Consider the following 12,516-nt stretch of genomic DNA (forward strand, 5'->3'; position numbering starts at 1 on the left):
TTTAAGTGGGATATTGGTTGTTGTTAGTTTATCAAAACGTCATTGCGAGCGACTAAAAGGAGCGTGGCAATCCAGGAAAAATAACTTTACTGGATTGCTTCGTCAAAACTTACAGTTTTTCCTCGCAATGACGGATGCGAATAATCTCTGCTACCCTTTCTACATGGCTGCCTCATGTGCTATACTTGCCTTTTTTACCCTAGTCTATGCTTTTATTATCTCTGACTTTTCACTACAAAATGTTTTCTTAAATTCCAGTACTTTAAAACCTTTAATATATAAAATAGCCGGTAGTTGGTCGAGCCACGAAGGCTCAATGTTATTATGGTTTTGTTTATTACAAATCGTTAGTTGCTGTTATATATTTTTACTTGAAGATAACCGGCTTAAATTTTTATCTATTATTATTCTATCAGCCATACAATTATTTTTTAGTAGTTTTATTTACTTTACCTCCAATCCTTTTAACGTGTTTTCTTTCGTGCCTAAAGAAGGGTTAGGCTTAAACCCGATGCTACAAGATATTGCTTTGAGCATCCACCCTCCTCTGCTTTATTTAGGCTATGTTAGCTATGTAGTACCGTTTACTATTGTTTGTGCCTCTATGTTATTACGTCTCTCTATGTCATTCCGCTTTCCTATATCATTCCCGCGTAGGCGGGAATCCAGCTCTTCTTTTATAAAATTTTTACTGGATTCCCGCCTACGCGGGAATGATATAGGACTTCTCAAAACATTTTCCAATATCGGCATCTTATTTACTACTATCGGAATTAGTCTCGGTTCTTGGTGGGCATATAGAGAACTCGGCTGGGGTGGATTTTGGTTTTTCGATCCGGTAGAGAATATTTCGCTATTTCCTTGGTTATCCGGAATTATGCTTCATCATTCTATAATGGTTACTACCAAAACAAACTGTATAGACTGCTTGCAGAATGAAGCTAATAAAGAGGAATTTGAAGGAGACACGGAACGCAGCACCGCAGCGTACAAAAAAGTATGTGAGGATGCGAGTACCGGATCGACGTACAAATTACCTTTAGAAGCGAGTTATGCAAGGGGGCTAATGCAAAGTTGGATGATAATTTTATCTATCGTTACTTTCCTATTGGTAATATTTAGTACTTTTTTAGTACGATCCGGTTTTATTACCTCAATTCACTCTTTTGCATTCTCACCTGAGAGAGGAATATACTTGCTTGGAATATTTTTGATTATGGGAATTGGTAGTATTGGGCTATATACTACAACGTCATTGCGAGGAAATGCATTAGCATTAACGAAGCAATCTCAGGAAATTAGCCGAGATTGCTACAGCCACTTTCGTGGCTTCGCAATGACGGATTGTGGAAACGGCATACTCCTCGGCAATATATTTTTCCTACTTAGCCTTATTGTGCTAATAGCTGCCACGCTTTATCCGCCAATTTACTCTTTATTCGACGATAAACCTATTATTATTAGTGAAACATTTTTTGTTAATAATTTTATTATATTCGTTATCCCTATTCTTTGTACCATAGGATTATTTACTACCAGAAGCTCTATTAAAAAACATATTATAATTCTAATATTATCTCTAATAATTACTTATTTAATATCATTAAAAGTAATATTTAGTGTTATATCGATTTTAACTATAATCGCATCTATATTTCTTATGCTTCATAATGTTCATTATCTTTTGGTCAAAACTAATTATTTTAGAAATAGACTTAAAGCAAGTAACTCTAGTATGATACTTGGGCATTTCGGTTTTGCACTGATTAGCTTTAGTATCACTATGAATGCATTATTACAAAGCGAAATGGATTTTACCGGCAGAGTAGGAACAAGTAAAACATTTAACGAATTTAAAGTAACATTGCAAAATGTTAAGTTTGCTCAAGGTAAAAATTATTATAGACAAATCGCTGAATTTTGGCTTGAGGATCATAGCCGTAATGTAACTATATTAAAACCGGAAAATAGGCTTTATATAGTTGAAAAGAGTTTATCGCAAGAAAGCGATATATACTCTTACTTATTATATGATCTTTACGCAGTTTTAAGTAATATAGACGGCGATATAATCCATGCTAAAATATATTATAAGCCAATGATGAGCTTTATTTGGCTTGGAATTATTCTTACCGCTTCCGGCTTTTTTATTGCACTAATCAGAAAAAATTCTAGCTAATGTGATATTTTGTTGCATGGATTGGTTTTTCCGTCATTGCGAGGAAATTACATAGTAATTGACAAAGCAATCCAGTAAAAAATTCTGATTTACAGAATTTTTTTATTATTTTTTATGGATTGCCACGCTCCTTACAGTCGCTCGCAATGACGACTTGGGTATCTACACAACAACATTAATAATTCGAGTCATCACATTTAAGGTTTAAAATTTTTATACTATTTGGATGATCAGCTCCGAATTTTTCTATTTGATTATTACGGAATTTTTCATACCAAAATTTCTTAGGTAAAGTGCAACTAGCTTTAGCAGCTGCAAGATACATATTACTTATTTCATATACATTTTTCATATTTTCTTTATAGTTATTCCAATATATATTTTCAGCAGTAGCATAAGCATCTACCGCCTCCTCATTTTGATTAAGTAACACTAGTGCATCCCCGCAACAAACGTTTTTGCTAAATCTATATCCGGTGATATAATAACCTCTTTATTAGGTCTAGTTGGATCATTAAAGAAAATTGCTTTAGCTTTTTTGGCGTATTCTAGAGCTTCGGTAACATCACCTAAACCTAGTTTTGCTCTTGATTTTTGAGTAAAAATGTGTCCAAATACTTGGTTTTCTTCTTTTTTACTTAGTTTATTCATGTCATATACTTGTTCTAATAAGGAAAGAACTTCCTGATATTTCTTAAGATTATTTAATATATCTACTTTAATGAGATATGAACCGGTAAGAAATAAATCTTGAGGTTTCATCCCGTTTTCGATACAAACATTTATAGTATCGTCAATTCTTCTTAATGCTTCATAATTTTTACCTTGGATATTAAATAATTTAGCTTTTGCATAATATATAGTTGCTATGTCAGTTTGATCTACTAGATTTTGATTGAATATATCTTCCATCATTTGGATATTTTTTTCTGCCTCCTCTAGATTTCCTAGCTGAATATTGGATATAGCCGAGCCGAAAACTACATTACATTTTATGGAATCATATCCTTTCACTTCATCAAACACTTGCTTAGCTTTCGTGTCATATTCAATTGCTTTTTTAGGATCTGATCAAGTTCTATAATACCACCCTATGCGTCCTAAATATGCAGCATAAGCAAATTTTTCTTCATTATTCATTATCCATAATTTAAATTTACCTTTTTGATCGTTTTTATCAAACCAATTTACTAATTTTTTTGAGTTATATAAATCGGAAGAATGAGCATATTGTATTAATAAATTTAATTTTAACTCTAAAATTTTATATATCGATATATCGTATTTTTCTGCATTTTTTGTAATTATCTCAATATTATCCGATATAGTTTTAGCATTTCTAAAAATACGCCCCTTTACTAAACTTTTAGGTATAGAATTTAAAAGATTAGTAACACTACGTTCAAGATATTCTTTATTTCCTTTATCTCCATTTATTTGTAATATTTTTTTAGCTATAACATCATGCATTTCAAATATCGGATTAACTTCATTAGGCTCAATATTAGAGATCAAAGCAAATTTAGAAAGCTGATAAATATCATCATCTAGACTATTCTTATCTTCAGTAATAGAATTTAATAATTCTTTTGAAAAACTTTGATTATTAAGCAATGCTATCCCATCTAATAATCTCTTGGCACTAGGCTTTAATTCATTGCTAACAAGTTTTATATTTAGCTCAATTTTATCCTTAGAGGATTTTATCTTTTTCTTGTATTCCTCTAAGTTTAAACCTTGTATTTGATTTAATATTTGCGCTCCTTGAACTACGAGAATCGGATAACCTCCAAATTCTTGAGTCAAAACATTTATTAATTCCGGATTTTTATTGTCCAATATATTTTTTGCAAGTAATGCAGCTTCCGGCTTAGTGAAAGCGTTTGCTTTGATTATGTTAGACAATAATTCAGCGTCCTGGGAGCAAACTATAATATTATCATTATACTCCCAATTAATAAAATCCTCTATTTTCTTATTCTCACCTATTTTTAAATTATCAAACACCAATAACCATTTATCTTTATTTGCTAGATAAACCATTAAATCTTTCCTCATCACTGCTATATCTTCTGAAATCACCGGTGATTTTACCCCGGTATTAATAGCTTTAGATAATTTGAGCAATTGCTGCTCTATATTTAGATTACAATTTACAGAATTTTTTTATTATTTTTTCTAGATTGCCACGCAGTCTAAGACTGCTCGCAATGACGACTCGGTATCCACACAACAATGCCTCGCGGGGATGACATATAAGCCGTCGTCGGAATGTCTACGAAAATAAACAAAAATTGGGATATAGAATAGAAAAAAGCCCTCTTTTTTCAAAGAGGGCTTTTTTCTTGAGGAACTTATAAACTTGCTAATCGGGAGCGATTAGAAGTTTACACGGACTTTTAGAGTACCTTGATATGCAGTATATTTACTTGCAATCTGAGCATCGTAACCGATTCCGTATTCCATCTTAGCATCAGGTCTTATGCTTGCACTTAAACCTAAATTATAAGATGTTTTAGCAGTTCTGTCAGGCTGGCTGATGAACGGAGTAACTTGTCCGTCTAACACAGACTGAGTTTTAGATAATCTACCGTTTACTTTGTGAACCACAAAAGCGTGAGCTTCCGGATATACTGCAAGGTCAGTTATGTTCATAGTACCACCAGCTACTTTAGCACCTACTATTAAATCGGTTCTATCGCTAAACTTGCTGTTAACTTGCTTGTTTGCAACTGTTGTACCGGTTTCTTTGTAGTTTTCGTCAGAAGACTTTAAGTAGCTAAGTCCTGCCATTGGAGTTACTAACACACCTTGCATTGCATTGTAATCATAACCGACCATTAAGTTACCGCCGAATGTCATGTTATCGTAATTACCGGCAGCAATTTGCTTGCTCATATTACCGTTAGCATCGAAGAAGTAACGCTGACTTTTATTCTTCACTTGGTTTAAGCTAAATATTGCACTACCTTGAGCAAAGAAGTTCTTAACAAGCTGCTGGGCACCGTATAGAGAGAATGAGAAACCGTTAACGTCGGTTTTATCACCTTTCTTATAATCTTGGTGTTTTATATCAGTTTTAGTGATACCGATAGCAGCACCGATCATTAAGTTATCGTTAGCTAGCATATCTAAACCGATTACGACACCGGTGGTTTTAGCTTTATAACCAGCTAAACCGCCTTTCTTACTTTGATGTGCATCAGTATAGAAAGGTTTTGCCCATATACCGTAAGCTACATTGTCAACAGCTTCGTCACCTGCAGCAACCGCAGCCGGTACTGCTCCAACTTCAGGCCCAGCCATTTCAGCAGTTTCAGGAGTACCTAAATATCTAAGAGCACTTAATCTGTTACCAAGTTGAGCTTGGATATCTTTAGCTACATCTAATTGTGCATTAGTTACGGCTGCACTTGTATCGGTAGTAATAGCTCCGACAAAGTTAGCGGAATCAGCACTATTTTTAGCTAAAAGAAGATTATTATATGCTGTGGTATTAGTTGCATTTACAAATGTTGTAACGTTCTGACCTACACCCGGTGCACCTCCAAACGGACTATTTGCGATATCATTAGTAACTACGTTTGCTGCATCGTTAGTACGGGTTACCACATAATCTTGATTAGCAGCACGTATTAAACCGTAATTTATGAAACGATTACTTCCGGTTACAGCAAAGTTAGGACCTCTTAAAGTACCGTTGAAACGAGCACCGCCTTCAATTAAGGTATAGTATTTTGTACCGCTGAAATTTGCACTGGCATTATCTTGTACGTTAATGGTTGTGGTTCCTATAGTTGTGACATTAACTTGAGCACCTTCCGCAATAACGATATGACCTATATTACCGTTTGATACTGTTAACGTTGTGCTAAGAGAAGTATTACTTCCCCATGTTGAAGTACCGCTTTCAAATGTTAAGGTATTTGTTACAAGGTTAATATTACCATTAATAGCAGTTGTGTCGCCACCTAAAATTATATTCGACCCAGCAACATTTAAGTTAACATTACCAAAATTGGTGGCTGTAGAATATATATTTCCTTGTAATTTTTCTAATGAACCGGCAGGACCCGTAAATTTTACAGAAGCTACAAGAGCATTAGAGCTACTGATATTACCTACAGCTGCACTACCTAAATAAGTTACAGTACCGTTATTAGCTTTAGCTGTAGCAACCATACTTGTAGCAGTAGAGTTTGTACCGTCAACAAAAATTACATTAGAGTTACCATTAGCACTTCCAAGGGTAATTTTACCGTCGAAATCTTTTCCGGCTATACCGCCTGTAGTAACAGTTAAACCGTCATTAATTGTTGCATTGGTTGCAATAATACTACCTAAGTTGTTATAGTTTGTAGTAAACGTTACTTGCTTTAACTTTGGTGTACCGTTACCAATACCTAAACCGTAAATTGTACCAGGGGTATTAGGAACACCGCCGCTAAGAGTCACAGTACCTTGATTATCGTTTACAGTACCGATACCTGCATATAATGTAGTAGCATTAACGATTATGCCGTTATCACTTCCAAGACCTAGACCTATGATATTATCTTGATCACCGATTACTTGACCGTCAGCGATTACACTATCAATACCTGAAACAATCACTCTAGGAACATTAAAGTCACCTTCCGGACCATTACCTACTGTACTTTTAATTGTTAAAGGAATTGTGTTGCCTGCGTCGTTAAATGGAAGACCGCTAGGTAAGAATAAACTTGCACCTAAACTTGCATTTGCAAAAGCAATTGTATCAGTCACCGCACCAGGATTAGCTGCATTACCGGTTTGATTAATCACTACATTACCGGAACCAGATACTGTTATTTGCTTTAATGCATCAACAACCCTAGCTTGTTTTTGTACTGTTACGGTAATAAGATCAGCGTTAACGAACTTTACTATACCGGTATTATCGGCAGATGTGACAAAATCTGTAGTATAATTACCACCGATTTGTAAGGTAGAATTAGCTTTAATTGTAGTTTCACCGTTAAATATTGCGTTACCTAAGAAGTAAGCCGTAGTACCGTTATCTAATTCTACAGTATTAAACTTATTACCTTGCTGCCCACCGACTGTACCGCTTACTATATTTGTTCCACCGGCATTAAAGACGAAAGAACCTGTGTTAGCATCGGTAGTAGTAATATTAGTAGCATATAAATTTACACCTTTACCAACATTTAATAGAGTATCAGCATTAGCTCCTTTAGATCCAAAATTAATTTCAGAAAGTGGGTTTGCAGCACTACCTAAATTTGTACCGTCTGCAAGAGTTGTATTATTAGCTACAATAGGATTAAATGTTATTTTACCTTGACCGGCAGCATTTGTAGTTTTTGTTATTAAATAAGTGTTGTGAGCGAATTGTACTGAACCGTTATTTCCAATAACTAACTCATTAATAGCAACATTACCGCTATTTAAAGCTGTTTTACTTGAACCAATCTTTAATTGACCAAGAGCCACATTTTGAGCCGGATTATTTATAATATCAACAATACCGATTTTACCTGCGATAGTTAAAGTTTGATCATTTGTTAATGCACTTCCGTCAATTATACCTTGCTTATCGGTAGTTATAATATCAGAAGCAATTAATATAGGATCTGTAGTATTAGTTAAAGATAACGTCTCATTAGCTGCAAAATTAATACCGTTATTAGGAGCACTTTGAACCTTAATAGTGTTTCCGCCGTAAGATAAATCCTTACCGCCTAAATTAATATTTTTGATAGTTTTACCAAGATTACCACCAGCAGCAATATCAACACCTATACCGCCGTTAACAGTTGCATTACCAGTTAAAACGATTGTACCATTACCATTTCCCTTTGTATTTACGATATCACCGGTTATGGTTGTACCTTCTTCTAAGGTGAGAGTATTATCTTGTATATCAGCTAAAGATATATTTTGAGCCTTAATTGAGCTACCTTGCTTTAAAGTGAAGTTTGTAGCAGCACCATTATCGTCATCTGCTAAATTAACAAGTTTTAAAGCATTATTAGCACCGATATTACCGTTAATAGCGTAATTTGTACCATGTAATTTTAATGTACCGGTATTAGCTGTAGCAGTATTGACATTTTGAACAAAAAGAGCGTTTGTAGCATTTACAGCTGCTTTATGTACTATTAAACTATCATCGGTTTCAAAATTAATTGTAGCTAAACTATTACCGTCAGCACCGATATTACCGGTAACTGTTACATCACCGCCATTAACACTGAAACCGCCTTGGTTATTAGTCCCGCTAGTATTAAGTATATTACCTGTTACAGCATGATCTTGTGCTGTAAATTTAATTAAGGAACCAGCACTAGTTAAATTAATAGCTTGAGCAGTAAAAGTACCGCCACCGCCATTGTTTCCACCTTGGAACGTTAACTCTCCAGCAACATTAACCGCAGCTATAGCATTATTAACACCTATATCTGTACTAACCGCGGAATCACCTAAGAAATTTACCGTACCGTTATTAGCAGCTTTACCGTCAATAGATATATTATTAACTGCAGTAATACCGGTTATATTAACTCCATCTGCAACATTTAATATAGAACCGTTGTCCAAACTTACACTACCAGCTCCAACAGTACCATCAAACTTAGTATTTGCATTCAAAGTAGCCTGTGCATTTCCAGTTAGGGTAAGACCCTGTATACCGTTATTATTACCGATTGTACCGTTAAATATAGCTATATTTCCGTTATCAATATTAATTATACCTTTACCTGCAGCAGTACCATTAAAAGTAGCAGTATTACCGAAAATAGCTGTTTTAGTACCGTCTGCACCGTTAGCAGCAAGGCTAACTTTGAATACAGCAGCAGCATCTACAAAATTAACAGGTCCGAGGTTAGTGTAAGTATTTACAGGAAAAGCTGCAACTCCAGGAGCACCATTTAAAGTTAAGGTATTTCCTGAAACAATATTAACTGTTAATAATTGACCTGCAGTACCGGAAACAGAACCAATAGCTATATCTGCACCGTTAACTGCAAAAACACCGTTTTGTAACATGTTAATCGAACCGAAAAGTACTGTAGCATTACCACCGTTATCATTTCCTCCGGTAGCCGTAGCAGTGTAAGGACCGCCTGCTTGTACAATATAAGTTAAAGAATCACCTGTTACTATCCCAGGAATACCAGCAGCATCTAGATTAACGTTTGCGTTAATATCGCGATTAGCAGCACCCATAGCTGAGCCTGCAAAGCCGGCTACTATGGTAGCTGTGGAAGCAGTTACCAATCCTGCAGAAATTAATTTTTTTAGAAAATTTGGTGTTTGAGCCATATTTTTTTCCTATATTTAAGTTAAAAATTTAGTACCTAGTATTATACAATATAACCGGCTACAGGCAAAAATTACCCGCACCGAACAAGAAAATAACCTAATATTTTGTTTCAATAGTTTCTAAACTATGGGCTGAGCATACTATATATTGTATATAATTACAAGCATCGCCATAGTTTTTTTATAAAGTTTTAATAAATGTTATATTTTTATCACAATTATGTCATTCCGTGGTCTCGGGGTTGTCATTGCGAGGAAATTGCATAGCAATTGACGAAGCAATTCAGTAAAAAATTCTGTAAATTAGCATTTTTTATTATTTTTATGGATTGCCACGCTCCTTGCAGTCGCTCGCAATGACGGGTTGGGTATCCACATTGGCAATGCTTGCTCGCAATGACGAGAAAACTACTCTTCGTTAAATATTAGCACTTCAGCAGTATTTTCCCATTTTAGCATTTCGTCGTATTTAGTATCCCAAATACGCATAATTTCTTTTTCATATTCTACAATTTGCTCTTCTAATCCTTCAAATTGTTTCACCATTTGACATGCTTTAGAAAGTATCATGTCATTAGTAACGTCAAAAACTTTTTTCAAATGACGGTCTTGTTCTGCTTTGTAATTTAAATGAGCTGCTCTACCAAGCTCGGCATCTTTATGCATATCTTCACTTCTTATCTGTATTTCAAAATTACGTTTAGAGTGTAAAAGCTGCATTATATTATGAAGAGACTGATAGCCGTTGCTTTTTGGTCTATTGATATAATCTTTGGTGTATAACCAATCTAAATGCGGAGAACTCTTAACTACGTCCAAAGCATTATAGCATAGAGCTTTAGATTTAACTATAATCCTACATGCAATTAAGTCTTTCAATGCATCAATCGGCACTTCTTTCCTTTGCATCTTTTTTAAAACAGAATAAGGTTCTTTAAGACGCAGATATATCTCATTTGCTATATCTGCTTTATTTAAATCTTCTTTAAGCAAATTAGTAATATCATACATCAAATCCCCTCCTGCTACCTAAAATTCTATATATCTCTATTCTTAGTAAATATTACCTATAGCTTTTAGAACTTAAATCCACAAAACTGTTCATTGAATACTATTCAAGTGATTTATAAAATAAATTCTTTAACTAAAAATTAAAAAACAGATTAATAGTAAAAATAACTTTTTTCAATATAATTGTTTAATTAATTTTAACTTAGATTAATTGAATAAGTATAGCCATTTTACGGCTAAATACCTGCCGTTGTGCAGTTCCGTTGTCATCCCGTGACTTGATCACGGGATCTTGCATCACAGACTATGTCCTAAGATACCGCGGTTCGACCGCGGTATGACATTAAATGAATAATAGCATTAAGCAATAAACAAGTCAGAAAATTTATCTATAGAATCTTCCAAAACACTACCTAAAACTTCAGACATTTTATTAAATTCTCCGGTACATTCAAGTACTATATCTACGCCTGCATCTAAAACTCCTTTAGTAATATCTTTCATATTACCGCTTAAAGCTTTCATATCTATTGCATCGGCAATAATAAGCCCTTTAAAACCAATATTACTTTTAATATAATCAATAACTATTTTGGATAGAGTCGCGGGGTTGTTTGGATCAAGAGCTTTGTAAATTATATGTGCCGTCATAGCGAGCTTAATATTATCGTGCTTCGCTAACTCTTTAAATACTTTAAAATCTGTTTTTTCTAACTCTTCTATACTAGCATCGACAATCGGTAATTTTTTATGGCTATCCACCGTAGCTCTACCATGACCAGGAATATGCTTGATGCAAGCCCTGACTTTCTCTTCTTGTAATCCGTCTATAGCAGCTAAACATAAAGGTACGACTACTTCCGGCTCTGAGCCAAAACTTCTATCTCCGACTATCTTGTCTGCTCCTTCATGGATCAAATCCGCTACCGGTGCAAAATCTAAATTAATTCCTACTTCTCTTAGCTCTTTGCCTATATTGCTATAGTTTTGTTTGCACTCTTGCACATCAACGAAAGTTTGAGCAGCCGGAGCGTCATAAAAAGTCGGTGCTATGAGCCTTTTTACCCTACCGCCCTCTTGATCTATAGAGATGATAGTATTTTCCCCTAATACTGCTTTTATATCTGCAATAAGCTTAATAAGGGCTTCTTTATCCTGCTCACCGTTATCATTCTTTCTAATATTACGACGGAATAAAATTACACCTAAAGGATTATGCTCTTCAAATAATTCTCTTTCGGCATCGGTTAATTCAGGACCTGATATACCTATAATTACCGGCTTTACCATTTGTCTTATTGTCATAATATGCTCCTTTCTTTTCTTTAAAACGTGATATGACAAGTACTATACGCAAGTCATCGAAGCATCGGCAAGAATTTTTTTATTTGAAGAGATAAATTATGGAAGTTGGTAAGTAATACATCGATTCTAGCTGTAGGAAGAGATGTAATATCTTTATTTAAAGATTTTTGAAGTAGATCAATATCATTAGCAGTATAATATTTTCTATTATTTATTTTATAATTAGATAAATCAGGGCTTTTTGTCTCTAGATATCTTAATTGATGTAAAGTAATATTTAAATGCTTAATCACTTCACTAGCAGAATAATATTTTTTTGTTAATTTATTGCTTGTCATATTCGTTAATTAAAGCTTTTAATTTAGAAGAAGGGACAAAATATAAATTCTTTTTTGATTCTATAATTACCGGTGATTTAGTATGAAAATTTATTCCGGGACGTGGATTTTTTTGTTTAACCTCAAAGCTACCGAAATTCTTTAAAGTTAATTTTTGTTTCTTTGCTATTTCTAAAACGTTAGAAAAAACCATATTAACTATTTCTTCACATAAATTATTTGAAAAACCCAATTTGGAGCTTAACATAGCTGCAATTTTTTCTTTGGTAATAGTCATAAATAATACCGATTTTTTAATGGTATATTATCATACCGTGGCTTGACCACGGTATCTTGTATTACAGTTTGTATTCTGAGATCCCGCGATCAAGT

Annotated in this window: 8 protein-coding genes and 2 pseudogenes; 1 reads left to right on the forward strand and 9 read right to left on the reverse strand. The window is 34.2% G+C overall.

What is annotated here, in order from left to right; genetic code table 11:
• The first annotated feature begins 127 nt into the window (after nt 1-127).
• The gene (locus RAS_RS06440; RefSeq protein ID WP_408634827.1) at nt 128-2,179 is read left to right on the forward strand and encodes a cytochrome c-type biogenesis CcmF C-terminal domain-containing protein; all 2,052 of its coding nucleotides are present in this window, start codon (nt 128-130) and stop codon (nt 2,177-2,179) included.
• Between the two features lie 23 nt (nt 2,180-2,202).
• Here the strand turns inward: RAS_RS06440 and RAS_RS11160 are convergent.
• From RAS_RS11160 to RAS_RS06480, 9 genes and pseudogenes are all read right to left on the reverse strand, one after another.
• A pseudogene (locus tag RAS_RS11160) lies at nt 2,203-2,295 on the reverse strand (lytic transglycosylase domain-containing protein); the annotation flags it as partial.
• Nucleotides 2,296-2,354: 59 nt separating this feature from the next.
• On the reverse strand, nt 2,355-2,612 hold the full coding sequence (locus tag RAS_RS06445; RefSeq protein ID WP_232049196.1) for a hypothetical protein: 258 nt from the start codon (nt 2,610-2,612) through the stop codon (nt 2,355-2,357).
• On the reverse strand, nt 2,612-3,205 hold the full coding sequence (locus RAS_RS10085; RefSeq protein ID WP_232049197.1) for a tetratricopeptide repeat protein: 594 nt from the start codon (nt 3,203-3,205) through the stop codon (nt 2,612-2,614). The genes RAS_RS06445 and RAS_RS10085 overlap by 1 nt, the downstream gene beginning before the upstream one ends.
• A 45-nt stretch (nt 3,206-3,250) precedes the next feature.
• Complete coding sequence (locus tag RAS_RS10090; protein WP_232049198.1) at nt 3,251-4,306, reverse strand: hypothetical protein; 1,056 nt, start codon at nt 4,304-4,306, stop codon at nt 3,251-3,253.
• Nucleotides 4,307-4,558: 252 nt separating this feature from the next.
• A complete protein-coding gene (ompB, locus tag RAS_RS06460; RefSeq protein WP_147143349.1) occupies nt 4,559-9,490 on the reverse strand; it encodes an outer membrane protein OmpB in 4,932 nt (1,643 codons plus the stop codon).
• 408 nt (nt 9,491-9,898) lie between these two features.
• A complete protein-coding gene (locus RAS_RS06465) occupies nt 9,899-10,504 on the reverse strand; it encodes a guanosine polyphosphate pyrophosphohydrolase (RefSeq protein WP_029374748.1) in 606 nt (201 codons plus the stop codon).
• A gap of 357 nt (nt 10,505-10,861) precedes the next feature.
• A complete protein-coding gene (nagZ, locus tag RAS_RS06470) occupies nt 10,862-11,806 on the reverse strand; it encodes a beta-N-acetylhexosaminidase (protein WP_147143352.1) in 945 nt (314 codons plus the stop codon).
• A 42-nt stretch (nt 11,807-11,848) separates the two neighbouring features.
• Nucleotides 11,849-12,144: pseudogene (locus RAS_RS06475) on the reverse strand (MerR family transcriptional regulator).
• A complete protein-coding gene (locus RAS_RS06480) occupies nt 12,131-12,421 on the reverse strand; it encodes an HU family DNA-binding protein (protein ID WP_147143358.1) in 291 nt (96 codons plus the stop codon). Before RAS_RS06480 ends, RAS_RS06475 begins: the two are co-directional and overlap by 14 nt.
• Nucleotides 12,422-12,516: the final 95 nt, after the last annotated feature.

The sequence above is a fragment of the Rickettsia asiatica genome, from assembly GCF_007989425.1.
Classification (GTDB): Bacteria; Pseudomonadota; Alphaproteobacteria; order Rickettsiales; family Rickettsiaceae; genus Rickettsia; species Rickettsia helvetica.

What these genes read in the sequence shown, in the direction of transcription:
- RAS_RS06440 (WP_408634827.1), top strand. Translation starts at nt 128, where the DNA reads ATGACGGATGCGAATAATCTCTGCTACCCTTTCTACATGGCTGCCTCA.
- ompB (WP_147143349.1), bottom strand. Translation starts at nt 9,490, where the DNA reads ATGGCTCAAACACCAAATTTTCTAAAAAAATTAATTTCTGCAGGATTG.
- nagZ (WP_147143352.1), bottom strand. Translation starts at nt 11,806, where the DNA reads ATGACAATAAGACAAATGGTAAAGCCGGTAATTATAGGTATATCAGGT.
- RAS_RS06480 (WP_147143358.1), bottom strand. Translation starts at nt 12,421, where the DNA reads ATGACTATTACCAAAGAAAAAATTGCAGCTATGTTAAGCTCCAAATTG.